A 26,983-nucleotide genomic window follows, 5' to 3' on the forward strand; every position below is an offset into this window, starting at 1 on the left:
GGAGCCTTACTTGATGCCGTCAAGGGTCATGCCCAAGGCTCTTGGAGCAGCCCGGAGAGATGGCCGGGGAGACGGGGAGGCGCCGCGATGACCGATGTGGCAGGTGACGACGCCCGCCCCTGGAACCGGCAGCGGCTGCGCAGCAACAACGAACGCCTCCTCCTCGCCCGGCTCCGCGCCGAAGGACCCGCCTCCCGCGCCCAGCTCGCCCGCGACACGGGCCTGTCCAAGCCGACCGTCTCCACCGCGCTCGCCGCCCTGGCGGAGGCGGGGCTCGTCCGGGAGGCCGGACGGCAGGCGCCGCCGGAGCGGGGGCGGGTCGCGGTGCTGTACGAACCCGACCCGACCGCCGGGTACGTCCTCGGCCTGGACATCGGCCGGTCCTGGCTGCGGGTGGCCGCCGCCGATCTGGACGGGACCGTCGTCGCCCGGTCCGACGTCCGCAACAGCGGCCGCAGCGCCGCCGCCATGGCCGACCTCACCGTCGCCGCCGCCCGCCGAGTCCTCGCGGACGCCGGGGTGGACCCGGCGCTGGTCGCGCACACGGTCGTCGGCGCGCCCGGCGTGTACGACCCGGAGCGGCGCCGGGTGCGGTACGCGGTGAACCTCCCCGGCTGGGGGCGGGCGGGGCTGCTGGACCGGATGCGCGAGGAGCTGGGCACGCCGCTGTCCGTCCACAATGACGCCAACCTGGCCGCGCTGGGCGAGTACACCTTCGGCGCGGGCCGCGGCAGCAGGCTCTTCGTCTTCGTCATGGTCGGCACGGGCCTGGGCATGGGCGTCGTCGCCGACGGCCGCCTCTTCACGGGCGCGCACGGCGCGGCGGGCGAGATCGGCTTCCTGCCGACGCTGCCGAACGGGGGGCGGGATCTGGAGGACGCGGTGGCGGGCGGCGCGGTCGTCCGGACCGCGCGCGCACTGGGCATGGCCCACCCCGGCTCCGCCAAGGACGTCTTCGACGCGGCGCGCGAAGGCGTCGAACCGGCGGTGGCGGCGGTGCGCCAGGAGGCGGAGCGGCTGGCCCATGTGATCGCCGCCGTCGCCGCCGTACTCGACCCGGACCTGGTGGTCCTGGGTGGCGGCCTCGGCGGCGGAGCGGACCTGCTGCTGCCCCCGGTGACCACGACTCTCCACCGGATCGGCCCGCTGCGCCCGCGGGTCCGCGCCAGCACCCTCGGCGAGGACGCGGTGCTGCTCGGCGCGGTGGCGACGGCGACGGAAGAGGCCCGCGAGCGGGTCTTCACCCGCTCCCGCGAGGCCGACTGACGCCCGTACGCCCGTACGCGCGCCCGGAGCGCCCGTACGCGCGCCCGGAGCGCCCGTACGCGCGCCCGGAGCGCCCGGAGCGGTCGGAGCGGTCGGACGAGGCGCGCGCCGTCAGCCGCGGGTGCCGCGCGGGGCCACCGCATCCCAGCGCACCGTGATCTCGCCCTGGCGCCAGCGCGTGGGCCCGTCCGCCAGGGGCCAGCCCGCCGCGCGCAGCGCCTGGGCGCTGCGGATCCACCGCTGCCGGGCGCTGAGGCTGGCGTAGGGCGCGGCCGCCGCCCAGGCGCGGTCGAAGTCGCGGAGGAAGGCGTGCACCGGTTCGCCCGGCACATTGCGGTGGATGAGCGCCTTCGGGAGCCGTTCGGCCAGGTCGGACGGGCGTTCCAGGGACCCGAGCCGGGCGGCGAAGGTGACCGTACGGGGGCCCGCGGGGCCGAGCGCGACCCAGACGTGCCGTCGGCCGACCTCGTCGCAGGTGCCCTCCACCAGCACGCCCCCGGGCGCCAGCCGCGCGCACAGCAGCCGCCATACGTCCGCGACCTCGTGCTCGTCGTACTGCCGCAGCACGTTCGCCGCCCGTATGAGCACGGGCCGTGCGCCCGGCAGGGGCACTTCGAACCCGCCGTGCGCGAAGGTGAGCCCGTCCCGCTCGTACGGCTTCGCGGCGGCGACCCGCGCCGGGTCGATCTCCAGCCCGACCACGAGCGCCCCGGGCCGTACGGTCCGCAGCCGGTGCAGCAGCTCCACGGCGGTCCAGGGCGCGGCCCCGTACCCGAGGTCGACGGCCACCGCCGTCTCGGCGCGCCGCAGCGTGGTGCCGTGGACGGCGGCGATCCACCGGTCCATGCGCCGCAGCCGGTTGGGGTTGGTGGTCCCGCGCGTGGCCGATCCGATGGGGCGGACGGGCGGAGGCACGCGGGCTTTCATGGCGAGCAGCCTATGCGCTGCGTGGCTGTGCTCTGACCATGTGTGGTCGCACCGGGCATAAACGATCTCCGCGCGATTTCCGCAGGTCACGCTTTGGCAAAACGGAAATGGGAACGGCTGGTTCCGGTGTTGTCGCCTCGGAGGGGAAGCAGCAGGGGAAAGCTTGCCCCGAAAAGGAGGTATCGCGCGGTGAGCCAGCACGTGTACCGGCTCGGCGGCCTGCGTGGCCGGTCCCATACGCCCTTCGGCGGCGCGCCCCACCAGCGCCTTCGGCGCATTTCACGACGTCCGCGGCGGATCGCGATGCTCAGCGTGCACACCTCGCCGCTGCATCAGCCCGGCACCGGCGACGCGGGCGGCATGAACGTGTACATCGTCGAGCTGGCCCGCCGCCTCGCCGCCATCGACATCGAGGTGGAGATTTTCACGCGGGCCACCACCGGCGCGCTCCCCCCGACCGTCGAGCTGACGCCGGGCGTGCTCGTGCGCCATGTGGACGCGGGCCCGTACGAGGGGCTGGCCAAGGAGGAGCTTCCGGCGCAGCTGTGCGCGTTCACCCACGGGGTGATGCAGGCGTGGGCCGGGCACCGGCCCGGCTACTACGACCTCGTCCACTCCCACTACTGGCTCTCTGGCCACGTCGGCTGGCTGGCCGCCGAGCGCTGGGGGGCGCCGCTGGTGCACGCCATGCACACCATGGCCAAGGTCAAGAACGCCGCCCTCGCCGCCGGGGACACCCCCGAACCGGCCGCCCGCGTCATCGGCGAGCAGCAGATCGTCAGCGCCGCCGACCGGCTGATCGCGAACACCGCCGAGGAGGCGGAGGAGCTGGTGCGCCACTACGAGGCGGACCGCGACCTGGTCGCCGTCGTCCACCCCGGGGTGAATCTGGACCGGTTCCGCCCCGCCGACGGCCGCGCCGCCGCCCGGGCCCGGCTCGGGCTGCCGCCCGACGCGCTGATCCCGCTCTTCGCGGGCCGCATACAGCCGCTGAAGGCCCCGGACATCCTGCTGCACGCGGTCGCCCACCTCCTGGCGGAGCAGCCGTCGCTGCGCGAGCGGATCGTCGTCCCCGTGGTGGGCGGACCGAGCGGCACCGGCCTCGCCAAGCCCGAGCGGCTGCACAAGCTCGCGGCGCGCCTGGGCATCAGCGACGTCGTCCGCTTCCAGCCGCCGGTCGCGCAGGACGAGCTGGCGGACTGGTACCGGGCGGCCTCGGTGCTGGTGATGCCGTCGTACAGCGAATCGTTCGGCCTGGTCGCGGTCGAGGCGCAGGCATGCGGCACCCCGGTGGTCGCGGCCTCGGTGGGCGGCCTGCCGGTGGCGGTACGGGACGGGGTCAGCGGCACCCTGGTCGACGGCCACAACCCCGCCGACTACGCCCGCGCCCTGCGCCCCTTCGCCGACGAGCCGGGCCGCGCGGCCTTCATGGGCGCGGCCGCCGCCCGCCACGCCCAGTCCTTCGGCTGGGACACGGCCGCGGCGGCGACGGCCGAGGTCTACATGGACGCGATGCGGGAGCGGCGTCACCTACGATCGGCCCATGGCTGACACCACCCCCCAGGCCGACCCCCGCGCCGTCATCGAACGGACGCTGAACGACGCCGAGCTGGAGTGGGAGAGCCCGGAGGGCGGCACGTACGTCGTCAAGCTCCCCGGCACCCGCAAGCTGTCGACGACCTGCTCCCTGCGGGTCGGCCGCCACTCGCTCTCCATCAACGCCTTCGTCGTCCGCCACCCGGACGAGAACCACGCGGCCGTCCACCGCTGGCTGCTGGAGCGCAACACCCGCCTGTACGGGGTGAGTTACGCGATCGACCAGCTCGGCGACATCTATCTGGCCGGTCGCCTCCCCCTCGCCTCCGTCACCCCGGACGAACTGGACCGCCTGCTGGGCACGGTGCTGGAGAACGCGGACGGCAGCTTCAACACCCTGCTGGAGATGGGCTTCGCGACCGCCATCCGCAAGGAATACGCCTGGCGCACCTCCCGCGGCGAATCCACCCGAAACCTCGAAGCATTCACCAACCTGACCCGCGACGTCGCCGCCGAGTGACCGTTCCCCGGTCCGAATGACCGGCTTCGTCCTTTCGTCCCAGCCCCTTCCGCGCCGAGGGATGCCGTGGCATGCTCACGCCCGTCGCTCATCTGAACGACGTTCACATCCATGGAAGGTGTGGGCCTCATGGACAGGGAAATCGACAGACGCACGGTCCTCGGCGCGGCGGCGGGGGCGGCCGCGGGCACCGCGGCGGGTGTGCTGGGCGCGGCACCCGCCGCCGCGGCATCGGACCGATCGGGTTCCGCACTGTGGCGCGAGTTCCGCGCAGACCCGTACCGCCACCCGCAGATCCCCTACGTCGGCCGCGCCGGATTCCGTGGCGGGCGCGCGGATCTGCCCCGTTACCCCGTCGCCGCCGACGTACGGCGCTACGGCGCCCGGCCCGACGGCTCGGCCGACGCCGCGCCCGCGATCAACCGGGCCATCGAGGCCGTCGGGCGGCGCGGCGGGGGCACGGTGGTGGTGCCGCCCGGGACGTACCGCGTCGACGGCATCATCCGCATCGGCTACGACAACGTCGTGCTGCGCGGCGCGGGCAGCGGGCGGACCACGCTGCACGCGACCCGTAACCTCACCGAGCTGATCGGGCCGTACGGCAGCCGGTACGGCGGCACCAAGTCGTCCTGGTCCTGGGCCGGTGGCCTCATCTGGATGTGCCCGGACGCCCGCTGGCGCTCCCTCACCGCCGCGATCAGGGCCCAGGCGTGGCCGTTCGAGGGCTGGACCGGCAACCTGCGCGACCAGTGGCGCCCGCTGGCCGCCGTCGACCGGCCCGCCCGGCGCGGCGACTGGTCCGTGCCCGTCGAGAGCACCGCCGCCCTCCGGCGCGGCGACCGGGTGCTGTTCCAGCTCGCGGACGACGGCGCGCACACCCTGCTCCGGCACATGGCCGGGGACATCGAGGGCGCCGCCGGGTACGCGTGGGCCGACAAGACCAAGCTGACCTCGTACGTCCCGTACGAATGGCCGTGCCGCATCACCGCCGTCGACCGGCGCCGCCGCCGGGTGACCCTCGACCGTCCGCTGCCGCTCGACGCCCGGCCCGAGTGGAAGCCGCGGTTCACCACCCTCGTCCGGCCGCTGACCGGCTCCGGTGTCGAGGGGCTGACCCTCGACGTCATCGAGACACCCCAGGCGCAGCATCTGCTCGACAAGGGCTACAACGGCGTCGCCCTGCAATGCGCGTGGGACTGCTGGGTCGACGACGTGACCGTCAACAACGTCGACAACGGCTTCCTGCTCGTCGCCGCGAAGGCGTGCACCCTGCGCCGGGTCACCGTCTCGGGGCGCGGCAGCCACCATCCGTACTGCTGCCGCGAGGGCTCGCACGACAACCTGGTCGAGGACTTCGTCCTCGCGCGGCGCACCGTGCCCGCGCCCGCCGGGACACAGCTGCACGGCATCAACGTCGAGGGTCTGTCCAGCTACAACGTCTGGTCACGCGGCCGGATGGAGATGGGCACCTTCGACACCCACCGCGGCATGCCGTTCGCCAACGTCCGCACCGAGATCACCGTCGACAACACCGGCGCGCACGGCGGCGACGCGAGCGCGGGCCCGTTGTACGGCGCCCGGTTCACCCACTGGAACGTCACCGTCATCAACCAGCGCGCGGGCTGCGTCAGGATCGACGGAATCGCCCCGTACAGCGCGACGGTCGGCATCAGCGAGGTCCGGGAGTTCGGCCAGACCGACGTACCGGACTTCAGCGGTCCGCTCCACTCCCGTATCGAGTCCTACGGCCACCCCGAGGCCGTCCACCCGCGCAATCTGTACGAGGCGCAGCGCGCCCTGCGGTGATGCCGTGCGCTGATGCGGTGTGTTGATGCCCCGTGCTGACGCCGGGCGCGGTGCGCATACCCCCGCGGCGCGCACCGCGCCCGTACGAACCACCAGGGTCAGCCCGCCACCCCGGCGTCCACGTCCCGCATCACCGGGACAGGCACCTCTGCCGCTCTCTTCGCCTTATCCGCCTCGTCGGCCCGGAGCCGCCGCCCCAACACCGCGTAGCCGACCGCGGCCACCGTGCCCACCGCCGCGCTCGCCGCCCACAGCGTGTCCGCCCCGAAGCGGTCGATCACCGCACCGCCCGCCAGCGGCGCGGTCAGCGAGGCGAGCGACCACGCCAGCACGCTCATCCCCTGGTAGCGGCCCCGCCCATGGACCGGGGAGAGCCGCACCACCAGACCCATCTGGGTCGGCGAGCTGATGATCTCGCCGAGCGTCCAGACGCAGACGGCCAGCGCGTACATCCCCACCGATCCGGCGAAGGCGGTCAGCCCGAAGCCGTACCCGGTCAGCAGCGCGGCGAGCGCCAGCAGCCGCATCGGGTCCCGGTGCTGGATGAACCGCGTGACCGGGATCTGCAGGGCCACGATCAGCACCCCGTTGGCCGCGATGGCGAACCCGTAGTCCGTACTGGACAGCCCGTCCGCGCCCATCGCCACCGGCATGGCGACGTACGCCTGCTGGAAGAGGGTCGCGAGCAGATACGTCAGCGCGACCACGGCCATGAACCGCCGGTCCCGCAGCACCGTCCCGAGCCCGACCCGCTTGCCCTCCTCCCCGTGCTCGGTGCCCTTCCCCGCCGGGCGGGACTCCGGCAGCTTGACGAAGATGATCAGCGCGCACAGCAGCGTCATCCCCGCGTCGGCCAGGAACAGCGTCAGATAGCCGCTCCGGGCCAGCAGCCCCGCCGCCATCGCGGAGAACGCGAAGCCCAGGTTGATGGCCCAGTAGTTGAGCGAGAAGGCCCGGACCCGGTCCTCGGGGGCGACGATGTCGGCCATCATCGCCTGCACCGCGGGCCGCGACGCGTTGCTCGCCATGCCCACCAGGCAGGCCACCACCGCGATCGCCACGGGATCCTGCACAAAGCCGAGCACGGCCACCGTCACCGCCGTCGACACCTGCGCCACCAGCAGCGTCGGCCGCCGCCCGAGCCGGTCGGTGAGCACCCCCGCGGCCACCGCCGACACCACCCCGCCCAGCCCGTGCAGCGCCCCGACCAGCCCGGCGAACGTAGCGGAGTAGCCGCGCTCCACCGTCAGATACATCGCGAGGAACGTCGCCACGAACCCACCCAGCCGGTTCACCAGCGTGGACGTCCACAGCCACCAGAACGCCCGGGGCAGCCCCGAGACGCTCTCCTTCGCGGCCTGTCTCAACCGACCCTTGGACATCGCGGACCCCCCGACGCATGCGCGCCCCATGTAAGTGGCGCTGACCGTGCCCGCAACTTACAGACCCCGCCCCCCGCCCGCCACTCAATTGACCAGGTCCGTCAATCGGCCCCCTCCGACCGGTCCAGTAGGCTCGACCGCATGGCCGACGCACCGTACAAGCTGATCCTCCTCCGCCACGGCGAGAGCGAGTGGAACGCGAAGAACCTGTTCACCGGCTGGGTGGACGTGAACCTCAACGAAAAGGGCGAGAAGGAGGCAGTCCGCGGCGGTGAGCTGCTGAGCGACGCCGGCCTGCTCCCCGACGTGGTCCACACCTCCGTCCAGAAGCGCGCGATCCGCACCGCGCAGCTCGCCCTCGAGGCCGCCGACCGCCACTGGATCCCGGTCGCCCGCAGCTGGCGCCTCAACGAGCGCCACTACGGCGCCCTCCAGGGCAAGGACAAGGCCCAGACCCTCGCCGAGTTCGGCGAGGAGCAGTTCATGCTGTGGCGCCGCTCGTACGACACCCCGCCGCCCCCGCTGGAGGACGGCACCGAGTGGTCCCAGAGCGCCGACCCGCGCTACGCCACCATCCCCCCGGAGCTGCGCCCCCGCACCGAGTGCCTCAAGGACGTCGTCGTCCGCATGCTCCCGTACTGGTACGACGCCATCGTCCCCGACCTCCTCAGCGGCCGCACCGTCCTCGTCGCCGCCCACGGCAACTCCCTGCGCGCCCTGGTCAAGCACCTCGACGGCGTCTCCGACGCCGACATCGCGGGCCTCAACATCCCCACCGGCATCCCGCTCTCCTACGAGCTCGACGCCGACTTCCGCCCCACCAACCCGGGCGGCACCTACCTCGACCCGGAGGCCGCGAAGGCCGCGATCGAGGCGGTAAAGAACCAGGGCAAGAAGAAGTAACACGGAACGATCAAGCCCCTCACCTGCGATTTGGCGGCAGGTGAGGGGCTTGTTGGCATCCTGGGGCCGCCTGTGGGCCGTCAGCTGCTTGATCGGGCCGTCAGGTGCGTCGGCGCCAGCGGCGGATGCGGATGTCGAAGACGATCAGCAGGGCCGTCGGGATGGCGATCTCGGCGGGGGCGTTGGCCCACAGGGCGAACGCGCCGCCAGCCGTACCGATGAGCGCGATCGGCAGATCGCGAGGGTGGATGTCGACGGTTACCCCGACGCGTGGGACCATGGAGCCCTCCAGCTGTGTTCGCTTCACTTGTCCAGGTGATTGCTGAGAATGTGGCAATGGAGACGAATGCCGCCCATGCCGGGGCGGCATTCTTATGCCGCTGAGACTTTCTCATAGCTCTCATCCGGCGCACAAATGTGCAGCTGAAAAGCCATGCTGCTCGCGCCCGAGGGTATGGGCAGGTTGCCCGTCCCGAGTGTTCCACCGTTTTCCTTACAGTCCTTAAGGTTCCCTGAGGTTCCCTGAGGTTCCCTGAGGTTCCCTGAGGTTCCCTGAGGTTCCCTGCAGGGGACGCGGCGGTGCGCATGCTCCCTACTGAGCTAGCTATTGAGATACGTATTGAGATACGTATCGAGCTTCCTATTGAGCTTCCTATTGAGATACCTATCGAGCTGCCTACTGAGCTAGCTATTGAGCTACGTATCGAGCTCCCTATTGAGCTCCCTGCTGGGCTAACTAGCTTGCTACTAATTCTGCTTGTCGAGTCTCTGATAGGTGGTGGAGACGGCCTTTCTAGTGCGCTCCCGGCTGGACGGCATCAGGTGTGCGTACACGCGGAGCGTCAGGCCTGGGTCCGAGTGGCCGAGGTACTCGGCGAGGGCCTTGATGCTCTCTCCGGCGTCCAAGAGCACGGACGCGTAGAAGTGGCGTAGCGCGTGCATGCCGTTCTCGCGGGACTCCGCGTACGGCTGACCTCGCTCGGGCACCGGGATGACCCCTGCCATGGCCAGCGCCCGTTTCCACGCTTCCTCGTTGAGCGACGTACGCCAGACGTGCCCACCACGCGGCCCAGTGAAGATCAGTCGCTTGGTCACCGGGGGCCCGTCCGCCACCTTCCACGGCAAGGTGATCTCGACCGGTGGGAACCGCACCATGTGCTCCCTGAGCGCGTCGGCGACCGGTCCGGGCAGCGGTACGTCCCGGAGCTTGCCGCCCTTGGGCGGGGCGAACACGGCCTTGCTGCGACTCAGCTTCAGTTGTTGGACCACGTGGAGCGTGTCCGACTCGAAGTCGATTGCGTCGACGGCCACGCCCAGGATCTCGCCCTGACGGAGCCCGCAGCCGCCACCCAGGTCGACCATGGTCTGATAGCGCTCCGGCATGGCGGCCCGGACGGCGAAGAGCCGTTCCGGCGTCCACGGGATCACACGCTTCGTGTCGACGGTCGGTGGCCGGACCGAGCGGGCGGCGCACGGGTTCCGGGGAAGGTGCCCGTCGTCCACTGCCGCACTCAGGGTGGCACGCACGTTGGAGTAGATCGTCCGCGCGTACGACCCCCGGACGCCGTTCTCCTGAAGCTGACGCACCCAGTCCCGGATGTGCGCAGGCTGGAAGGAACCGAGCGGACGCGCTCCCAGATACGGGAAGGCGTGCAGGCGGAGCTGTGACTCCATCGAAGCCTGGGTGTTCGGGTCGGCTCCCTGGGCGGCCACCCAGCGCTCGGCATACTGCTGAAAGGTGATCCGGGCGGCGCGGGGGTCGATGTATTGCCCCCGCGCCATATCTGCCTCTACGTGGGCGAGCCACTGATCGGCAAGCCGCTTCTGCCGGTCGGGGAAGCTCTTGGACTTCTCCGTGCCGTCCGGACCGACGTAGCGAGCGCGGTAACGCTGTCCCGATCCGTAGCGCTCCGTCTTGACCTTGCGTACCTTCCCGTCCAGGCCGGTTTCGGTTCTGTACCAGCGGTCTTGGACGTGCCCGGCCATCAGGCGACAGCCCCTTCCCGCAGGGACTCGACCCAGGCCCGGACGTCCACGGGGTCGAAGCGCAGATGCCGACCGACCCGGAAGCCGCGCGGACCGGTGCGCTTGCGGCGCCACTGGTAGACCGTCTCAACGCTGGGCAGGTCGAACATCGCCACCAGGTCCTCAGGAGTCAGGTACCGCGATGGCAAGGCACGCAACTCAGCGGCCACTTCTGCGACAGCGAGGCGTCGGCTAGCCATGGGTGGGCTCTCCTTCTGTTCCAGGAGCGGGGGTGATGGTGACGGTCAGCCATTCCTCGGCGGGGGTGAGGCCGGTACCGGCGTAGGCCCAGTGGGCGAGGACGAGCGTGGTCTCGTCCTGCTCCAGCTCGGCGGCGGCTTGGGTACGGCGCCATGCGGCGCGGGCGTCGCGGAGCGCGCCGAGAGTGGTCGAGTAGCGACGCGACTTGGTGGAGAAGTGGCCCCGGAAGCCGAGCATGTGAGCCCAAGCGCGGAGCCGGAGGTGTTCCAGGTCCTTGCGCGCGCCGAGCGCCCAGGCGGTGCGGACGAGGCGGCGGGCGTGCTCGCTGATGTCGAGCTGGGCGACTTCGGCGATGAGCCGTATGGGCCGGTCCAGGGCCCCGGTCGCTGTCTCGGCGCCCTTGGTGGCGTACTTGGCGATGTACGCGGCCACGGCCCGGTCGGTCAGCTCCTGACCGCCGTTGAGGTCGGCGCCTCGGATGGGCCGCACGTCGAGTTCGTCACCGAAGGCGAACGTGTGGGCCCGTCCGTCGATGACCGGACCGGCAACCTGTGCCTTGGGCGTAGCCGCCTGGATGGCGTCGGTCAGCAGCTCGACCGTGGCCCAGGCCGGAGGCGGAGTGTCACCGCCGCCGGGGCCGTCGATGCGGATCACGGCGTGGAAGTGGACGGCGCCACGCTTCTGGTACTCGGCGACCTTGGCGAAGGAGAGCCGGGCGTGGTCGCGGAGGGCTCGCTGACTGAGTCCGGCCCGCTTGGCGACTTCCCGTCGCAGGTAGATCGAGAAGCGCCGCCAGAGCATGCCCGCGTGGGCGTTCCAGAGCACCGCGGATTCGTAGTCGTACCGGTGCGGGGCGAGTGGCGTGCCAAGGGCGTCGTCCTCCTGGTCGTGGCGGATGCCGCAGCGGCATCGACGGACGGTGCCAGCCGGGCCGGTAAGGCGGTTGTGGACGGGGCCGAAGCTGGGCGCGGTGAAGGTGGCGAAGACGCGCGGGTGCGTGGCGACGTCTTCCGGTGTGCCTTTGCCGCCGCGCAGTCCGGCGGTGATCAGGTGGAAGGTGTCGCGGCGGTAGGTCTCGGCGCAGGCAGCACAGCGGGTGGTGCGGCGGTTGTTGCAGCGGACCAGGAGCTGCCCGGCGGGCAGTTCGGTGGAGTCCAAGTGACGGAGGACGCGGCCGATCTCGCCGGTGTGCCGGTTGACGTGGTGTTCGGTGCGGTGGCCGTCGAGGCGGATCGGGGTGGTGCAGCCGCCGAGGCCGGAGAGCTGGCGGAGCAGTGCGGGCATGGTGCCGAGCGCCGCCAGGTTGCCGAGTTGGGGCAGCGGCGGCGGGGTGGTGCGGGTGATGATGGGTGTCACCTCTTTCGAGGGGTGGGGCTGCCGGGGCGGCGGATGCTTGGCGGTATCGAGGCCGCCCCGGCAGTCGTGTTCGTTGTGGGTTAGCGGTGGCGCTGGCTGGTGAGCAGCGAGCGCATGACGACAGCGGCCACGGCGACGGATATGGCCGTGACGACGACGGCCGCCAGGAGCGCGGTCACGACGACGCCGACCGCGAGCACGGCACCGACCGTCCGGGCAGTGGGCCCGAGCCACGGCGTCTGCTGAGCAGGGGCAGCCGCAGGAGCGTGCTGGCAGGAGCAGGCCGGAGCGTGGCTGTGCTGGACGACTGGAGCGGGCGTGTAGACGGTCGATGGAGTGGGGGCTTCGGGGTACTTCGGTCGGAACACGGCGATCTCCTCTTGCCTACTCGTCTAGTCGTGTTCGGGGTTGACTGTGTCGACGCCGGAGCGCGTACCGGACTCCACGAAGGGCGCGAGGCCGGTGTGGGCGAGCCAGAAGCCGAACAGCGCGATGACGACGGCGACCCACATGCGGACGCCCAGGAACTTGATCGCGAACCAGGCGATGACGCCGAGGACGAAGACCAGGGGCAGGCTGATGGTCACGGGCGATCTCCTTTCAGCGGACGGGGCAACGGTGCGTGCGGGCGGCCAGTTCGGCGGCGGCGCGGGTGTCGTAGTCGGCGGAGAAGTCGCAGCGCGGAGCTGTGCACACGGCGGTGTGCTTCTCACGTCCCCGCTGATCGTTTGCGGTGCCGACGCGGACCGGGCCGATGCGGATGACGCTGCGGAAGCGGCGAGGCGCGGGCATCAGCCGTTCTCCCCTCGGTCGGCGAAGTCGTCGCGGTGGTCGGCCAGCCAACGCCTGATCTCCGCGCATTCTTCGGTGTCGGCAGCGAGGATGACCGGTTCGGCGATGCTCACCGCTTCGATGAACCGTCCCTGGCTGTTGAGTTCGGCGGCGCGCTGGAGGGCGTGCAGGGTGGAGGGGCGCACAGGTGTCGTCTCCTTGATCACTTGAGGTGGGTGGCGATGGCGTCGGCCAGCGGCGCGGGGACGCCGAGGCGGGCGCGCAGGGTGTCGGTGTCCATGGGTGAGCCGGTACGGGTGCGGTGTTCGTCGGCGAGCTTGCGTGCGTGGGTGACGAGCGCGGCCGGGACGTGCGGCGCGGGTGCCTTCGGCTTCTCGGGCTCCGGTTCGGCGGGGGTCTCCGCGGATTCCGGTTCGGCCGGAGCCGAGGCGGTTTCGGCCGCTGGTGCGGTGTGGGCGAGGAGCGTTCCGCCGAGGAAGGCGACGGCTGGCCATCCGGCGACGAGGATGCGCAGCCAGGCCGGTACGTCGGTCAGGTCGAGCAGTCCGGCGGTGGCGACGTTGGCCCCGAGCGACGCGGCCAGGGCGACGACGAACCAGCACCAGCCCGCCGCCTTGGACGACCCGGACCGCAGCCGCCGCTAGGCCGCCACAAGCAGCAGGTCCACCGAGACCGGGTAGGCCCACGCCTTCCACCCGTCCTGTCCGGCCGCCGAGGCCAGGTCATGCAGGTGGGCGAAGGACAGCGCAGCGGCGATGACCGCTTGCACCAGCACCGCGTCAACCCGCGCCAGGTGAGCGCGCATGGGTAGGGATTCCTTCCAGTCGGGTCAGCCGCCTGCCGTGAGTTCGTCGGCACGTGCGCGAGCGGCGGCGGCGACCTCAGCGGCCTCGATGTCATCGGGCTGGGCAGCGGCGATGCGCTCCAGCAGATCGGCTTTGCGGCTCATCAGCTCTGCCCGCTGCCCGGCATCGGACTTGCGGAAGTCGGCCAGGTCGGCGATGAGCGTGGAGACCTCGGAGATGGTGGGACGGGACACAGGTACTCCAATCGGTTTCAGGCAAGGCGGTGGTAGGGACATGGCGCGATGCGGTCGCGCCGACCATTGGTTGGGAGTGGCTTATTCGGTGGCCGGGAGCGGCTTGAGCAGGGAGGTCGGAGTACTCACCGGGACGGCCGGCACGTCCGGTCGGAACGGTTCGAGCGCGGGCAACACCGACACCAGGTGAGCCTGTTCGCGGCAGACTGCCGCAGCGTCACCCAGCGACAGGAACGGCGTCCGGATGCGGGACCAGCCGCCCGAGGTGTCCCCAGCGACCGCCAAGCCGGGCCGTTCCGGGGCGATGGCGCAGGCCGCGCCGACCGCTTCGGGGGCGATGTCGCCCAACGCCATCTTGGCGGAGGCTTCATCGTTCACGCGGTGGCAGACCCGGCCGGTCAGCTGAGCCCGCAGCATAGTCGCGCCCTTGCCCAGCTCGGCGCCGAACCGCTGCCCGCACACCTCCAGGTAGATGCCTGCCGCGCGGCCGAGTTGGGCCAGCCGGATGAGCTGGGTAACCATCTCGTCCCGCCGTTCCTCATCCTTCCGCGTGGCGACGAGGAACAGCTCGGCCACCTCGTCCACGAGCAGTACCACCGGCACCGGCCGTTCATCCTCCGGCAGGCCCCAGATGTCAGAGGTGATCTCTTCATCCGGCGTGTTGGGGGCGAAGCCCTGCCGCTTCTTGATCAGGTCGTATCGGTCCTCCATGAGTTCGATGAGCACGGGCAGCAGGTCGGCCGCCTGATCGGGATCGGTGGCCAGGGCCGACAGGCGGGGAGCGAATGGCGCCAGCTCCACGCCTTGCTTGCAGTCGATCCCGACCAGCGCGACCGGTTGCCGGGCCAGGCCGGATATCAGGTGGCGCAGGAACATGGACTTCCCCGACAGCGTGGCGCCCAGGGTCAGCTGATGCGGAACGGCCCGGTAGTCCCGTACGAACGGCGTCGCGTCCTCCCGCAGCGCCACCGGCACCTTGAGGAAGTCGCCCGCCATCTTTCGGGGCATCCGTACCTTCCTCAGTACATCGAAGCCGATCAGCCGCAGCTCGACCACTCCCGGCTTGATCACGTCCACGTACACGCCGTGAACGCCCCAGGCGTGCCGAAGCCGTTCGGCCGAGGCCGCCACGTCCGCAGGTTCCTGCCCCGGCGCCAGCCGCAGCCGGACCCGCAGCCCGGTGGATGTCGGCCGTATCAGCCCCCGCCGAGGAGGCACCGGCCGCACCTCTCGGTGGGTGAGCGTCTGCGTCGCCCAGGCCCGCAGCCGGGACGGCGGAACGGTCAGCCCGCACGCATCCATCACCGACCCGTACGAGCCCAGCAGCCGGGCCGTGGAGATGGGCAGCCCGATCGTGGACCAGTACGCGGCCGGGTGCCGGGCCCGGAGGTAGGCGGCCCCGCCGACCGTTGCGGCGACCGGGCTACCCACCTCCATCAACGTCATGACGTCGTTCATCAGGCTCAGGCCCCCGCACCAACCGGCATGGCGGCCGGAGCGATGGCGTCGGCCCGGAAGGCGATGCCGTGCCGCTGCTGCCCGTTGAAGACGGTCTCCCACGGCCGGGCGATCAGCCCGAGCAGCGTGACCGGCGCCCCGAGCGCCAGCCCTTCCGTCACGCCGCTTTCCGGCACGGTGACCTGGAGCAGGGAGGATTCCCCGCCGTCGATGTAGACGACGCCCAGGCGCATCAGGGTCTCGCCGGTCTGCGCGTCCTTGGCGATCTCGCCGGTCTGCCGGTCCCTGACCTTGGGCTCCGGCGCCTCAGTCAGCAGCACCGTGGCACCGGAGGTCTCGACACGGATGGAACGCAACTTGCTTCTCCTTCTCTCGCAACATGACACACCTAGTTGTCTAGATGAGTGTCAGTGGTCGAACCCGATCGCGCCGGGAACGATCACCACCATGCCACACCACTCAGCCACTCGTCTATACGAGTAGGTGTCTGCGTGTGTACGAGTCGGGAGAAGCGGCCCGCGACGGCCGCACAGCGCGCCATCCGGCCCGTCCGTCAGGTGGCGGGGAGCTGGTAGGCCAGGACGTAGGCGTCAGCGGCCATCACGGTGTCGCAGACCTCGACCGCGCGCCCCTCGGAGTCGAAGGCGGTACGGATCAGTGAGATCACCGGGACGCCGGAGGCGAGCTGGAGCGTGCGCACCTCGGCGGGCGAGGGCATCCGGGCGCGGATCTCCTCATCGAAGTGGTCTAGGCGGTGCCCCAGCTCTTCCAGCCGGGCGTAGATGCCGCCGGGGCCGGGGTTGGGCTGCGCGATCGGGGTATTCCGGGCCAGATCCAGCGGGAGATAGGAGGTGGCGAACTCCACCGGCCGCCCATCCAGCAGATACCGGCGACGGCGAGCCAGTACCTTGCGCGGCGAGCCCAGCCGGGCGGAGATGTCCGGCGACGGCCGCTCTTCCTTCACCTCCAGGCCGTCCACCTCCGGACGGCTTCCAGCGGCTTCGGCCTCCACGGTGAAGGCCGCCTTCCCCTGCTCCCGATGGCGGCGCGCGAACCGGTCCGAGGCCAGCCGCCGCACCGGAGGTCGTGGCCGGACGAAGACCCCCTTCCCATGCTCAGAGACCACCAGCCCCTCTTGCTGGAGCAGCGACAACGAGTTGCGCACGGTCATCCGGGACACCCCGAAGTGCTCCACCAGCTCCGTTTCCGAGGGCAGCTTGTCGCCCTCCCGGAAGCGGCCCTTGTCGATCGCTTCCCGCAGCGCGTCGGCGATCTGCCGGAACACCGCCCGGTCGCTCGTGGGGTCCAATACACCCAGGGTCGAAGTCAGGGAAGGCATATGCACGTACTCCTTTAGGTATCTAGACGAGCGGCTGACTGGTGTTGCTACGGTGGAAAGCCTAGCCAGCCGAGAGGGGCGTGGAACGTGAGCACTGAGCGCCCGCACTCCGTGAGCGTCGCCGGAGTCATCGTCGACGACGCTGGGCGTGCGTTGCTGATCAAGCGACGGGACAACGGTAAGTGGGAACCGCCCGGCGGCGTGCTCGAACGCGAGGAAACCATCCCCGACGCCCTGCAGCGGGAAGTCCTCGAAGAGACCGGAATCAAGATCGCGCTTCCGGCGACCCTCACCGGCGTCTACAAGAACATGACCGGCCTGATCGTCTCCATGGTCTTCCGCTGCGAAGCCATCGACGGCACCCCCACCACCGGAGCGGAAACCCGCGCCCTGCGCTGGGTCACCCGCGACGAGATCACCGAACTCGCCGACGAGGCATACGCCATCCGCGTCCTCGACGCACTCGACAACGCCAGCCCGCCGGCCGTCCGCGCCCACGACGGCGTGCGACTCGTCTAGCACTAACCCACGGCCCATAGCCCCTACCAGCACGAAGGAACTTGTATGGACGAGTATATGAGTAGCCCGCGAGTTTGGGGCCTGACATGCCCAGGTTTCCGAGAAGAGGTGACCCGCGCCCGCCGCTGGACCCGCGACATCCTCAGCGGCCACCCATGCGTGGACGACGCCGAACTGATCGTCAGCGAACTCGGGAGCAACGCCCTCAACCACACCGCCAGCGGCACGGACTTCGGCACCTTCCACCTGACGCTGACCCTGTCACCTCAGACCGTCGCGATCGCCGTCAGCGATTCGGGCGGAAGCCCCGAACCCCACCCGACAGAGGCCGACCCGTACGACATCCACGGCCGCGGATTAAGCATCGTCATGGCCCTCGCCTGCCGCGTCGACATCACCGGCAACCAGCACGGCCGCACCGTCACCGCCCAGCTCGTAGCCCACCAGAAGGCCGACCGATGACCCACCGCCCCGAACGCAACGACGGCTGGGACTTGGACCAGCTCCACCGCGACGAGATAACCGTGGCGATGAACTGGGTGATCCGCACGTGCCAAGACATCATCCGCGAGTGCAGCCACAAGACGTTCTGGACCCCCACCGGAACCAGCACCGGCACAGCCCCGACCACGGCCCACCTCATCCAGTCAGCCCGCTCGGACGTGCTCAACAAGCTCCGCCACCAGATCGACGGAGCGGAGACCATCATCAGCATCGCCGAGCACGAACGCGCCAAGCGCCAGCAGTGAGTTACAACCTTCTCTACGGGTTCAAGGCGCCGCGCAAGCGCGGCGCGCGCGGCCCGGCGGTCGGGCTGCCGCTCCTGTCTTCGCCCCGCTCCGGCCCGACCGCCCGGCCGCGCGCCAGCAGCAAGCACCTTGGCCGAGGAGAAGAGCACCGTCGTGGCTGGGGTCGGCTCCACGGCTTTAGGCACCTCCCCGGTCCGGGTCCCGCGTCGGGCAAGGCCAGGGGGCCACTCGTGCTAATTGCGGGCAGGTCCAAAGCCTGCCCGAGTTGCCAACTAGCGTACGGCCCCCTGACCATGCCCGACCCCAGACCGGGCAGGCCACCGCCCAAACCCGCTCCGCCGACCTGGCTGGCCCCCCAACGGTGAAACTTTGCATCGCCATCTGTCGTGATCTACAGAAGCATTTCGCACGCACAGGCCATGGGCAGAGAATTGGCTGGTCAGCGCTTCAAGAGAGTGGAAATCCCACCCTTGTGCACAGCTGTGCCCAGACTTCCGTGCACAGAGCTACGTAAAGTCTTAACAGCTTTCACTAACTTATCCGCAGGGGCCGTGGATAAGTTTCTTGGCTGACGAGGCATCACGTGTCACGATCCCACCTAGACGCAGAGCACCCGGGGGACTCGGTACACACAGGAGTCTCAACAGAGTCGGGCGCCTTGTTTGTCATAGGCGTACGCCAACATGGCACTCGCCAGAAAACACGTAGGGCGCCCGGGAATCTTTGGCGAGAGTCGGGCGCCCCCGAGGAACCAAGGAGACTCATGCCGATCCCGGCCCTCAACACGCTCCTCCCCCGGTGGGGTGGAAGCACACATGGGACTGTTACACAGGGCGCTGACAGTTGCAATGTCCTGATCGCCCTCGGCGTGATCACAGCCTGCGTGATCAACGGCGACACACTCTCAGGAGTCCTGGAGCAGACAACGCAGGTGATCACCATCGTCGTGGTGCTGATGCTGGTGCGTCTCATGGCTTCGACTCAAGCTTCACAACAGCTCGCCATACGGCACCAGCCCTCTACTGCCCAGATCATGGCGAGGCGCAGGCGGACCTGATCACGCTTGGCCACCCCGGTCGGCTCCGAGCTTCTCGCCGGAGCCGACCGGACCCGTCACTGCGATAGCGTTACAAACCTTTCTGCACGCATCACGGATTCAGCGTCCCCCTTCCTGGAACTCCATTCTCAAGGATTTCAGATATAACAGTCGCTTTCCAAACTACACCGAGATCGGACTGTCCGTTTATGCGACCAGAATAGACACCAAGGAGATTCACCGCTGGCCCAGCCAGCATTGCCAGCGAGCCATCCTGCAGCGTGGTTGGACCTCCCGGGGAGTAGGCAATCACCGGGGAACCGGACTGCCCTTCGCGAGTCCTCGCATCAATCAGGAAACAGGGGACGTCGTCGAAATCAACGCTTATCTCGGACGCGATGGCACCTTTGGTCCATATGGCAAACGCCCCGCCTGCGGCCTGACCGAACGGGAAGCCGACGATATTAACGAAGTCCGAAACCTGGGCGCGTAGCTCGCGACCATTTTGACCTAATGCATACGGATGCAATTCTGCGTCGCCAAGATTCCCCAATTTCAGCGCCACCACATCTACCCTGCGGCCAAATGTAGGGTGTTCAATCCAGGCCGCGTCGCCATCCGGAGTCACTAATGGCTGAGGAATAGGCCGCCATTCAATTTGGTGACCTTTAATCGGCATCAGCATTGGTATGGCAGTGTATCCGGCGTTGCACCTGTTGCACTTCGCGGCTGGCCAGTACCGGGGTTACGCCCACTCGCCACATGCCAGTTAGTGATCAGATACGGCTGCGCATCCTTCATCACAATGAATCCGGTGGCGCTTCCAAGTTGCTGCCCGTTCACGGTGACCGCCAAGAAGAGCGACTGAACGGATGGTTCCGAAATGATCACGCTGCCCTACCCTCGCCAACCGGATGCCGTTAAGCCGTTGAGTGCGTGCACACATACCCAAGAGGGCAAATATAGCTCGGAATTTCTCCATCCCGGTATGCTTTCCGCAGGAATTTCTACTCGCGCAGGATGGCTCGGGAAGCCTCGCTCAGACCGCGCGGACACCGTGCCAGATGCGTGCCAGAACGAGCGGTAAACCACGGTCAACACGGGCCGCCAGGAGTTCACATGCGAGATCGCGTCTGGCACCGTTCACGCAGGTCAGCGCAATGATCGACTGCAAACAATCCGTGATTCCCAAGCTGAGGGCTCAAGCACCGTCAGTACGTGCCGGCCGTCGTGGCTGACTGTCGTCGGCTAAGGTCCGTGCCACAACCGTGCCAGATGCAGGGGGAACGAAGGGCCCGCGAGGGCGTCTCCAACGTCGAGACGTTCCGCGTGAAGCCGGGGGAGTAGTGGGGATGCTAGAAAACCTTGGGAAGTACGGGGAGATCACGAAGCAGGCGGCTGAGGCGGGGGGCGTCGACAAGCTCATCAGCGCCATTGAGAAAGCTGCGTACACGAAAGGCGCGGCCGTGGGCGTAGTGGTCGGCGGAGCAGCCGTCAGCGGGGTCACTGCAGCCGTCATGGCCTACCGCTCTCGTAAGGCGCGAGCCGAAGAGGCGAAGGAGCAACTGAGGACGACAGCGCGGGAGGCTAAAAGAAGCGACTCCTAACACAGAAGAACCTCCCGGCGCTCTTCCGGCGGCCGGGGGTTCTTCATTCATCGAAACGCGGCACCTCGCCCGGGGATTACGTCGGGGCGCGCCCGGTGCCACCTCGCGACGTGCCGCCACCAGCCGCCGCTGTCGCGGGCGACGTCACACCAGCTTCCACCACCAGTTCCGGCGCCAAGAGGATCACGTGCAGGGGCTCCCGTGTCCCCACCCAACGGAGAACGTCCAGCCGGTCCACTGATGCTCCGGGCTGGCTGGGGTAGCGCAGCCCCAACAACCGCCCCCAACCTTCACCCCCCAGCCCCCCGTTATGACTTGGTCTGGAGGGGCACCGTGGACTCCCGCATCCGTGCAGCGTGCCGCACCGCCAAGGAATCCACGTCAGCAGCACCGCGGCATATGGCGCCGGGTAACTTTCGGACACCTAGTTCGGCGACCCACTGCGGCACCCCGGCCCTGTACGGCATGATCAGCCGTCGTGGAGCCCGAAGTAACCGCAGCATGGATATCCGCAGTCGGCGCGCTTGGCGGCGTTGCCCTCGGCACCATCACCGGTGTCCTCGCCGCCCGTATCCAAGCCCGCCCCGCACACCGAGCTGCCGAAGCCGCCTATGCCCAGGCAGAATCCGCCTACCGCGCCGCTCTCGACTCCGCTCGCGAACAAATCAGGGCCGCAGCAGCCCAAAGCACTGGTAGCGCCCGACGTCAGGTCTACGCGGCCTTCATCAACGAAGCTCACAAGCTCCAACTTGCGATAGCCGAATTCGACCGGGACTTCTACCAGAGCACGGTCGACACCAGAGAGGCCCGTGCGGCCCTTGATCGTGTCGACAAGGCAGCTGCCCTGGTGCTGCTGGAAGGGCCGGAGGACGTCAACGAGGCAGCCTGGGAGGTATACAACGAGGCACAGGCAGGGCTCTCCGACTACGAGAGCTCCGGCGACACTCGCGTTGCCTGGTCCAAGGTCATCCAGGCAGGGCACGAGCAAGATCTTCTTACAGCCCTGGACCGGATTCGCCACTTCGTCAGGGACCAGGTGTCTCCCTTGTGGAGAGAAACGGGAAAGAATTGGGCCCAGGAAACCGTGCACGACCTGGAGACTCCCTTCCCGCAGGTTCCCACTCACACCAATCTGGGAGGCACAGTCGTTCCCTTTTCACAGACGCGGGAGACGGGGGTGTTTGGGGGCGCCAGACCCATCGAGCCCTCCGACGGAGGTGCCCCTGTCCCGTTCTACGAGACCGTTGCACCGCCCCCCGAACTCATCGCGCGCCTCCGCGCCGCCATCGAGGGCTACATGTTTGTCGCTTACCCTCTGATCGAGAGCGGCACCGTGACCGATGATCAGGTATACGGAATACTCCGCTACGCCCTTGATGCCGAGCATGCATCATCACCGGAACGGGAGTTCTCCCACACGGCCGGTGACGTCGCCAACGACCTTCTATTGTTCGTCGGCAAGGCCCAAGAGGTGCTCAACCCTCAGCAGGATACTTGATGCGGGCCACTGCATCCCAAGGACGCCATCCGTGCAGTCGCGACGGCCTCTCTCGGCTGCCGTTCGAGGCGGAGCCACGGCCGGTCGCTGGCGGCCACCCGGGAACGCTGCTCTCCCCCATCTCTGCGTCGTGCCCATAGCGTGCCCTTCAACGACGGGGAACACACCGAAGCTTGTCGCACCCTGGATACGCGCAGGTCACAGCGGCAGCCGCCTAACCTCGCTCCTAAGGCGGTGGTGCTACCGGCCTGCTGCCTCGGGGCTCAACGTCCACCAAGCGCTCGACCCAAGTGCAGGGCCCGATGTCACTAGCGGGTGGCATGCTGCCGGTAGCAGCCAGAGGGGGCCTATGTCCGTACCGAGCAAGTGGACGATTGCGCAACATTGGGAGAAGAGCCCGAGACGGCGGGATTTCGCACCGCACCTGCGTCTTGACGAGCCGTGTTGTTTCGCCTGCGGATGGCTCTCTGAGCGATGGAACCGGGCAACTCTTCAAGCCTCATGGCAACGGGCCAACCTCGAACGGGCCCACATCATCCCCAAGAGTCTCGGTGGACCGGACGACGCGAGCAACCTGCTCCTACTCTGTCGGCCTTGCCATCAAGACTCCCCAGACTGGGTAGACCCAGAGCAAATGGCTCGCTGGATCGCGACCAGAGAAGAGCGCCCCAGTAGGGAAGTTGAGACCTTCATGGCGTGGCTTGCTGCCGCCGAGAAGGCTCCGGATTTCAAAGACGCTTTGGCATCTGTTGTCGCGGAGGAGGGTGCAGCTGAGCGAGTATCCGAGCTCCTGCGGAGCCTCCTAGGCCAAGCAGGAACGCACTTCGGCATTGGGTTCAGCCAAGGCACCCGCGTGGCCGTGCTTCAGGCGGCTGCAAATCAGCTCACCAGGCATGTACAGCAAGCAAGCTACGAGTCCGAGAAGTCCTGATCAGTTGACATCCAAGAGTGACATCAATGACTGCGTACAGCAGGTGCCTCGCGCGATCTCGCTCAGCCGAGGCGTCCACGCAGTCCTACAGCCGAGCTGAGGTTTGATCGAACTCTTATGCGGTGGTAGCAAGCACAGCGAGCGCACAGACCAGGCGTCCGCACCGTGCCAGACGCGTGCCAGATGGTGCGGGGAACCACGGGAAACTGCGGGGAACCAGGCCACCCGTCAGATAGGCCACGCCGCCACTCCGCCGCAGGTCAAGCCAGCAATGGCCTGCGGATAACCCAAGCTTCCCAAGCTGAGGTTTCCGTCCAGGCGCTCGTACTGGTGTCTGTGTTTTCACTATTGCAGGGAGATCGTTCAGCGTGGCGCCGCGCGAGCCCGGTGCTGTAGCAGCACTCTGGCGGCTCAAAAAGGCTGGCAGAGGAGATAGACCCGTGACGAGGTTTGACCAAGTGCAGACATCAAAGCTGCCAACCTGCTACGCCCAGTTGGTGCTGAGTCCTGAACACCTTCTTGACGCCCCTCTGCCCGATCTTCTCGCGGAGCTGGACATCATGCTGGATGAGTCTTCGATCACCGACCCAAGCTTCACGGGTGCTGCCGTGGTCACCCGGGACCGCGTGATCCTTTCGATGCGGGCAGGTCAACCGGACTGGGAGCGCGACGCCGTTGCACGAGCGCTGTTGGGACGCGTGCTCGACGTGCCGTTGTCGCCGTTGCCTGAGCCGTACCGTATGAGCGAGGTCTGATCCGGTCGGCTGTCTGGGCCGTCTCTGGGCCGTCCGAGGTCGCTCGACAGTGGCCAAGGACGACCAACGACGACCACCATGGGCACAAGCTCACCGCCCCTGAGCTGCAACAACGCAGGTAACCAAGATCTCCGAAAACACCCAGGGCAAGAAGAAGTAGCCTGAACCGAATAAGCCCCCTACCTGCGTGTTCTCCGCGAGTAGGGGGCTTATCGCTGTCCTGGGCCAGCGACGGCCTTACGAGTGCGCTCCGGGCTGGCTGGGACCGGCGTCGGGGGCGATGAACCCCCGGACCGGCCGGGCGTCGGACGGATCCTGCTCGGAAGCGTCCGCCTGGGCCCGTCGCAGGGTCGCGACCAGCTCGGCGTATTTCGGGTCGATCCACTCCATCGGCGTCCTCCTTCTTCCGGCCCGCAGCCTACGTGGGTCAGCCCTTGGGCTTGGGGATGATGACGATCGGCCCGCTGTCATCCGAGTGCTGGCAACCGGCAGCCACCGGGATGCTCAGGTCGGCGGGCGCCAGCCACAGCGCGCCGTCAATGGGGAACCCTGCCTCGGCGATGCGCCGCTGGGTCCGCGTCAGCGCCTCGGGGCTTCGCCGCTGTGGGTCCGGTGCCTGCGGGACGTGGTGTACGAAGGTGCCGACGCGCTCGCACAGTTGGCGGTACGTGCGGGTGTGCAGGATCAGGGCGTGCCAGCCTTCATCCACGACCCGTGACGGGGCGAGTGGCCGGGACGCCCCGGACACCGCGGCGACGAACTTCACCGCCTCGTCCACGATCCGGCCTGCCATGTCCTCGTCCATGCCGGGTTGTTGCGCAGGACGGTCCCGATGACCTCGGCCCGCTGTGGCCGGTCGAGTAACGCAGTAATGTCTCGCATGTGCCTTCCTCTCTCTGAGTGGGGTGTGGCGCACGGTCTCCGTCCCGGTCGCCAGCCGTCCAAGCGCGCGTCCGGGGCGGGGCTTTGTGTTCGGCGGCAGCGGCATTCCTCCCGGTCATGGGGCGGCGGCGGTGACGGCCTCCCGCACCGCGTGGTGCAACCCGTCCCCGGCGGCGTACCGCTGGCCCGCCCGGCAGTCGGCGCAGCCCATGGCATGGTCGAGGAACCGTCCCCAGGGCGTCGCCTCGGGCTCGGCGCCGCATACGGGGTCGCAGGCCCACACCTCGTACGTCGTCCGGGGCGCCCCGTGGCCGATCGTGACGCTGCCCAGTGGCCTGTCGGCGGTGAGGTGTGCGCCGCAGAGTGCACAGGTCCAGCCCTGGAGCTGTGCGCGGGTGAGCGCGGCCGGGTCCAAGTCGGCCGCGGTCGTCATCGCTGCTGCCTGACGGGGGCGGGGAGGGTCTGTTCGAAGGGGTCGCGCTGCTTCGGGAAGCTGTCGGCACACGCGCCAGGGCAGGCGTAGACGGTGCCACCGCCACCGCTCGCGCCGTGCCCGATCGCGACCACGACCGGCTGCCTGGTTGTCGTCTGGCAGCGGGCGCACACCTGAGGCATCACCGGTCGACCTCCTGGCCTTCCCCAGGCTCGGCGGGCAGGACGCAGATCAACGCCTTGTACAGCAGGTGCGAGTCGGTGAGGTACCGGCCGCGGGTGAACGGAACCCGCCAATACGAGCCGGGGCGGGTCAGCCGGTCCGCCGGGGGCACACCGAGGTAGGTGGCGACGCCTTCGGTTTCGGTGAGGACGGTGACTCCGCGCAGGTTCCATGACGCGGCGGAGCCAGGGGTGATGAGCCAGTAGAAGGTGTTGCAGCGGTCCTGGATAACGGCTCCGGACTGTCCGCCGAGGATGGCGAGGGCACGTTCGCCGACGCTCTCGTCCACCCGGACGGCGTCCCACCACCTGCCCGTTGGTAAGGCGGTGGGCTCCAGCCCGTTCGGCGGTGTCCACTGCTCGGCTCTGATCGTCATGAGCGCCCCTTGCATCGTGCGGAGCTGGCAGCTCCAGTTGGCTGCTGCCAGCGGGGCGCAAACCTATGGGCGCTGTGAGTGATCGGACAGTGACGTGCTGTCCCAGCCTTACAGTGCGGTAGGACGCAGCGCCCTACCCATCCAGGTGGAGCCGGTCGGCGAGTTGGGTCACCGGAGAGGTACGGCGGTGTTCGCGGCCACGCAGCTCGGCCACGAGGTGGCGCGTGGTGCCGTGGTACCGCATCCACTCCGGGGCGTCCTGCTCGGCCGTCAAAAGGGCTCGCGTAGCCGAGTCGTCCCTTCGAAGATCGGAGTACGCGAGGGCGCGGTCCACGTGGAACCTGGCTCGCCACGTCGGAGGCAGCGATCCGACATCCGGCACCGTCCGCGCGGCAGCGATCGCCTCGGGGCTTTTCGCCATCTCCACCAGGAAGTTCACCCTCGCCACCCCGGCGTTGGTGGGACCGAACGGCGTGGCGTAGTCGAGCCGGTCGGTTCCGATGCTCGCCGCCGCGCCCGTCGACAGCCGCAGCAGCTCCTCCACCCTGTCGTACGCGCGCTCGCCCTGCCGTACGACCGCCGTGGCCGCGCGGAGCAGCAAGATCCCCCAGAGCGACAGCTCGACCGGCCGGGAGCGGAAGCCGGGGTTGATCCGGTCGGCGTACGTCAGGGCGACGCGCTCGGCGTCCTCCAGTCGCCCCTGCTTGGTGAAGATCCACGCCAGGGTGGAGGCGCCGATGGACTCCAGGTGGGGGTCGTCGGAGCGTCCGGCGGCTTCGACGGCACGTTCCATGGCCGTGAAAGCGGCGTCTTCCCTGCCCAGCGCCGTCAGCGTGGTCGCCGCCACCTGGTACGCCTCGGCAAGCACGGCATAGGCGGCCGCCTGGTCGCCGCCATGGTGAGCGCGAGCGGCGGCGCGGGCGTCGCGGATGAGCTGGGGCAGCAGAGCGCCGATCTCGCCCATGCGTCCCTCGCGACGGATGACCTCGGTCGAGCGAAGCGACGCACGCAGAGCCCCCACCGGGGGCGGATCCTCCGGATCCGGGTCCTCGCCGAGCAGGTCGGACAGCGGTGACACCGCCTGCCTGAGCGCGAGTACGGACGGGGCGTCGCCATCGGACCGGGCCTCGAAGGTCGTGGGCTGCCCGACCAGCACGGACGTCTCGACATCCAGCGCGCGGGCCAACCGGTTCAGCGTGACCAGCCGCGCCGACAAGCGGCGGTTCTGCTCAAGCTTGCGCACGGTGTCGACCGACACGCTCGCGCGCTCGGCGAGATGCTCCTGGGTAAGCCCCCGTCGCTCACGCAGTCGACCGACTCGATCACCGATGCTCTCGCTCTGGTACTCCATGTGCACCCCCGCCCCGGTGGATGTTCCATCCACGCTACGCCGCAGGGGGTGCGGCCTACGAGTCGCTGGGAGCT

At 69.0% G+C, this 26,983-nt stretch carries 34 protein-coding genes and 1 pseudogene; 13 read left to right on the forward strand and 22 right to left on the reverse strand.

All coding sequences use genetic code 11. The features are described 5' to 3' along the window. The first annotated feature begins 87 nt into the window (after positions 1–87). Positions 88–1,266 carry an ROK family protein gene (locus ACZ59A_RS21895; protein WP_470960814.1) on the forward strand — a complete coding sequence of 393 codons (1,179 nt, stop codon included), beginning with the start codon at positions 88–90 and terminating at the stop codon, positions 1,264–1,266. Between the two features lie 111 nt (positions 1,267–1,377). Here the strand turns inward: ACZ59A_RS21895 and ACZ59A_RS21900 are convergent, their stop codons facing one another. Then, positions 1,378–2,193, reverse strand: a complete 816-nt coding sequence (locus ACZ59A_RS21900) for a methyltransferase domain-containing protein (RefSeq protein WP_470960816.1) — start codon at positions 2,191–2,193, stop codon at positions 1,378–1,380. A gap of 189 nt (positions 2,194–2,382) precedes the next feature. On the opposite strand from ACZ59A_RS21900, the gene mshA reads away from it, so the two are divergent. The 3 genes from mshA (at position 2,383) to ACZ59A_RS21915 (ending at position 6,055) form a co-directional block, all read left to right on the forward strand. Further along, positions 2,383–3,744 (forward strand): D-inositol-3-phosphate glycosyltransferase, encoded by a 1,362-nt coding sequence (gene mshA, locus ACZ59A_RS21905; RefSeq protein WP_470960818.1) that lies wholly within the window; start codon positions 2,383–2,385, stop codon positions 3,742–3,744. Next, positions 3,737–4,249 carry a type III secretion system chaperone family protein gene (locus ACZ59A_RS21910; protein WP_470960820.1) on the forward strand — a complete coding sequence of 171 codons (513 nt, stop codon included), beginning with the start codon at positions 3,737–3,739 and terminating at the stop codon, positions 4,247–4,249. Before mshA ends, ACZ59A_RS21910 begins: the two co-directional genes overlap by 8 nt. 129 nt (positions 4,250–4,378) lie before the next feature. After that, entirely contained in the window at positions 4,379–6,055 is a 1,677-nt protein-coding gene (locus ACZ59A_RS21915) for a glycoside hydrolase family 55 protein (protein WP_470960822.1), read from the forward strand. 98 nt (positions 6,056–6,153) lie between these two features. Here ACZ59A_RS21915 and ACZ59A_RS21920 read toward each other — a convergent pair whose 3' ends face one another. Further along, positions 6,154–7,437, reverse strand: coding sequence for an MDR family MFS transporter (locus tag ACZ59A_RS21920; RefSeq protein WP_470960824.1), 1,284 nt, complete (start codon positions 7,435–7,437; stop codon positions 6,154–6,156). 141 nt (positions 7,438–7,578) lie between these two features. Here ACZ59A_RS21920 and ACZ59A_RS21925 point away from each other — a divergent pair, with 141 nt between their 5' ends. Then, on the forward strand, positions 7,579–8,340 hold the full coding sequence (locus tag ACZ59A_RS21925; protein ID WP_468049756.1) for a phosphoglyceromutase: 762 nt from the start codon (positions 7,579–7,581) through the stop codon (positions 8,338–8,340). 100 nt (positions 8,341–8,440) lie between these two features. On the opposite strand, the gene ACZ59A_RS21930 is transcribed toward ACZ59A_RS21925, so the two are convergent. The 13 genes and pseudogenes from ACZ59A_RS21930 to ACZ59A_RS21990 all read right to left on the reverse strand — a co-directional run bounded on the left by ACZ59A_RS21930 (position 8,441) and on the right by ACZ59A_RS21990 (position 16,550). After that, positions 8,441–8,647: a hypothetical protein gene (locus ACZ59A_RS21930; protein ID WP_243146156.1), complete on the reverse strand. Its 207-nt coding sequence runs from the start codon at positions 8,645–8,647 to the stop codon at positions 8,441–8,443. Between the two features lie 440 nt (positions 8,648–9,087). Then, positions 9,088–10,326: a tyrosine-type recombinase/integrase gene (locus ACZ59A_RS21935; RefSeq protein WP_470960827.1), complete on the reverse strand. Its 1,239-nt coding sequence runs from the start codon at positions 10,324–10,326 to the stop codon at positions 9,088–9,090. Further along, positions 10,326–10,565 (reverse strand): helix-turn-helix transcriptional regulator, encoded by a 240-nt coding sequence (locus ACZ59A_RS21940; protein ID WP_470960829.1) that lies wholly within the window; start codon positions 10,563–10,565, stop codon positions 10,326–10,328. Before ACZ59A_RS21940 ends, ACZ59A_RS21935 begins: the two co-directional genes overlap by 1 nt. Beyond that, the gene (locus tag ACZ59A_RS21945; RefSeq protein ID WP_470961766.1) at positions 10,558–11,850 is read right to left on the reverse strand and encodes a replication initiator; all 1,293 of its coding nucleotides are present in this window, start codon (positions 11,848–11,850) and stop codon (positions 10,558–10,560) included. Before ACZ59A_RS21945 ends, ACZ59A_RS21940 begins: the two co-directional genes overlap by 8 nt. 152 nt (positions 11,851–12,002) lie before the next feature. Continuing rightward, positions 12,003–12,290 carry a hypothetical protein gene (locus ACZ59A_RS21950; protein WP_470960831.1) on the reverse strand — a complete coding sequence of 96 codons (288 nt, stop codon included), beginning with the start codon at positions 12,288–12,290 and terminating at the stop codon, positions 12,003–12,005. A 24-nt stretch (positions 12,291–12,314) separates the two neighbouring features. Beyond that, on the reverse strand, positions 12,315–12,509 hold the full coding sequence (locus ACZ59A_RS21955) for a hypothetical protein (RefSeq protein WP_123098263.1): 195 nt from the start codon (positions 12,507–12,509) through the stop codon (positions 12,315–12,317). 13 nt (positions 12,510–12,522) lie between these two features. Further along, the gene (locus ACZ59A_RS21960; RefSeq protein WP_063729874.1) at positions 12,523–12,714 is read right to left on the reverse strand and encodes a mobile element transfer protein; all 192 of its coding nucleotides are present in this window, start codon (positions 12,712–12,714) and stop codon (positions 12,523–12,525) included. Beyond that, positions 12,714–12,899, reverse strand: a complete 186-nt coding sequence (locus tag ACZ59A_RS21965; RefSeq protein ID WP_470960834.1) for a hypothetical protein — start codon at positions 12,897–12,899, stop codon at positions 12,714–12,716. The genes ACZ59A_RS21960 and ACZ59A_RS21965 overlap by 1 nt, the downstream gene beginning before the upstream one ends. Before the next feature lie 17 nt (positions 12,900–12,916). Then, positions 12,917–13,519 (reverse strand): annotated as a pseudogene (locus ACZ59A_RS21970) (DUF2637 domain-containing protein). A 24-nt stretch (positions 13,520–13,543) separates the two neighbouring features. After that, on the reverse strand, positions 13,544–13,753 hold the full coding sequence (locus ACZ59A_RS21975; protein ID WP_470960836.1) for a hypothetical protein: 210 nt from the start codon (positions 13,751–13,753) through the stop codon (positions 13,544–13,546). Between the two features lie 81 nt (positions 13,754–13,834). After that, a complete protein-coding gene (locus ACZ59A_RS21980; RefSeq protein ID WP_470960838.1) occupies positions 13,835–15,211 on the reverse strand; it encodes an FtsK/SpoIIIE domain-containing protein in 1,377 nt (458 codons plus the stop codon). 5 nt (positions 15,212–15,216) lie between these two features. Continuing rightward, complete coding sequence (locus ACZ59A_RS21985) at positions 15,217–15,567, reverse strand: SCO3933 family regulatory protein (protein WP_470960840.1); 351 nt, start codon at positions 15,565–15,567, stop codon at positions 15,217–15,219. 197 nt (positions 15,568–15,764) lie between these two features. After that, positions 15,765–16,550, reverse strand: coding sequence for a GntR family transcriptional regulator (locus ACZ59A_RS21990; protein ID WP_470960842.1), 786 nt, complete (start codon positions 16,548–16,550; stop codon positions 15,765–15,767). Positions 16,551–16,661: 111 nt separating this feature from the next. Between ACZ59A_RS21990 and ACZ59A_RS21995 the strand changes: the two genes are divergently transcribed. The 4 genes from ACZ59A_RS21995 (at position 16,662) to ACZ59A_RS22010 (ending at position 18,875) form a co-directional block, all read left to right on the forward strand. Next, on the forward strand, positions 16,662–17,069 hold the full coding sequence (locus tag ACZ59A_RS21995) for an NUDIX hydrolase (protein WP_365229197.1): 408 nt from the start codon (positions 16,662–16,664) through the stop codon (positions 17,067–17,069). 45 nt (positions 17,070–17,114) lie between these two features. Continuing rightward, on the forward strand, positions 17,115–17,531 hold the full coding sequence (locus ACZ59A_RS22000; protein WP_470960844.1) for an ATP-binding protein: 417 nt from the start codon (positions 17,115–17,117) through the stop codon (positions 17,529–17,531). Beyond that, positions 17,528–17,818 carry a hypothetical protein gene (locus tag ACZ59A_RS22005; protein ID WP_470960846.1) on the forward strand — a complete coding sequence of 97 codons (291 nt, stop codon included), beginning with the start codon at positions 17,528–17,530 and terminating at the stop codon, positions 17,816–17,818. The genes ACZ59A_RS22000 and ACZ59A_RS22005 overlap by 4 nt, the downstream gene beginning before the upstream one ends. A gap of 763 nt (positions 17,819–18,581) precedes the next feature. Beyond that, positions 18,582–18,875, forward strand: a complete 294-nt coding sequence (locus ACZ59A_RS22010) for a hypothetical protein (protein ID WP_470960848.1) — start codon at positions 18,582–18,584, stop codon at positions 18,873–18,875. A gap of 91 nt (positions 18,876–18,966) precedes the next feature. On the opposite strand, the gene ACZ59A_RS22015 is transcribed toward ACZ59A_RS22010, so the two are convergent. Next, a complete protein-coding gene (locus tag ACZ59A_RS22015; protein WP_470960850.1) occupies positions 18,967–19,539 on the reverse strand; it encodes a trypsin-like serine peptidase in 573 nt (190 codons plus the stop codon). 667 nt (positions 19,540–20,206) lie between these two features. Between ACZ59A_RS22015 and ACZ59A_RS22020 the strand changes: the two genes are divergently transcribed. The 4 genes from ACZ59A_RS22020 (at position 20,207) to ACZ59A_RS22035 (ending at position 23,645) form a co-directional block, all read left to right on the forward strand. After that, positions 20,207–20,461: a hypothetical protein gene (locus ACZ59A_RS22020; RefSeq protein ID WP_470960852.1), complete on the forward strand. Its 255-nt coding sequence runs from the start codon at positions 20,207–20,209 to the stop codon at positions 20,459–20,461. A gap of 478 nt (positions 20,462–20,939) precedes the next feature. Then, complete coding sequence (locus ACZ59A_RS22025; RefSeq protein ID WP_470960854.1) at positions 20,940–21,959, forward strand: hypothetical protein; 1,020 nt, start codon at positions 20,940–20,942, stop codon at positions 21,957–21,959. A 349-nt stretch (positions 21,960–22,308) separates the two neighbouring features. Further along, on the forward strand, positions 22,309–22,890 hold the full coding sequence (locus ACZ59A_RS22030) for an HNH endonuclease (protein WP_470960856.1): 582 nt from the start codon (positions 22,309–22,311) through the stop codon (positions 22,888–22,890). A gap of 440 nt (positions 22,891–23,330) precedes the next feature. Then, positions 23,331–23,645 carry a hypothetical protein gene (locus ACZ59A_RS22035; RefSeq protein WP_470960858.1) on the forward strand — a complete coding sequence of 105 codons (315 nt, stop codon included), beginning with the start codon at positions 23,331–23,333 and terminating at the stop codon, positions 23,643–23,645. 237 nt (positions 23,646–23,882) lie between these two features. Here ACZ59A_RS22035 and ACZ59A_RS22040 read toward each other — a convergent pair whose 3' ends face one another. The 6 genes from ACZ59A_RS22040 to ACZ59A_RS22065 all read right to left on the reverse strand — a co-directional run bounded on the left by ACZ59A_RS22040 (position 23,883) and on the right by ACZ59A_RS22065 (position 26,909). Then, positions 23,883–24,035 carry a hypothetical protein gene (locus ACZ59A_RS22040; protein WP_470960860.1) on the reverse strand — a complete coding sequence of 51 codons (153 nt, stop codon included), beginning with the start codon at positions 24,033–24,035 and terminating at the stop codon, positions 23,883–23,885. Positions 24,036–24,072: 37 nt separating this feature from the next. Beyond that, a complete protein-coding gene (locus ACZ59A_RS22045; protein ID WP_470960862.1) occupies positions 24,073–24,450 on the reverse strand; it encodes a glycine-rich domain-containing protein in 378 nt (125 codons plus the stop codon). A 192-nt stretch (positions 24,451–24,642) separates the two neighbouring features. Continuing rightward, positions 24,643–24,960: a hypothetical protein gene (locus ACZ59A_RS22050; protein ID WP_470960864.1), complete on the reverse strand. Its 318-nt coding sequence runs from the start codon at positions 24,958–24,960 to the stop codon at positions 24,643–24,645. Further along, on the reverse strand, positions 24,957–25,142 hold the full coding sequence (locus ACZ59A_RS22055; protein ID WP_470960866.1) for a hypothetical protein: 186 nt from the start codon (positions 25,140–25,142) through the stop codon (positions 24,957–24,959). The genes ACZ59A_RS22050 and ACZ59A_RS22055 overlap by 4 nt, the downstream gene beginning before the upstream one ends. Beyond that, positions 25,142–25,558 (reverse strand): hypothetical protein, encoded by a 417-nt coding sequence (locus ACZ59A_RS22060; RefSeq protein ID WP_470960868.1) that lies wholly within the window; start codon positions 25,556–25,558, stop codon positions 25,142–25,144. Before ACZ59A_RS22060 ends, ACZ59A_RS22055 begins: the two co-directional genes overlap by 1 nt. A 133-nt stretch (positions 25,559–25,691) precedes the next feature. Then, positions 25,692–26,909, reverse strand: a complete 1,218-nt coding sequence (locus tag ACZ59A_RS22065) for a helix-turn-helix domain-containing protein (protein ID WP_470960870.1) — start codon at positions 26,907–26,909, stop codon at positions 25,692–25,694. Positions 26,910–26,983 lie beyond the last annotated feature (74 nt).

The sequence above is a fragment of the Streptomyces sp. NPDC040405 genome (assembly GCF_055595765.1).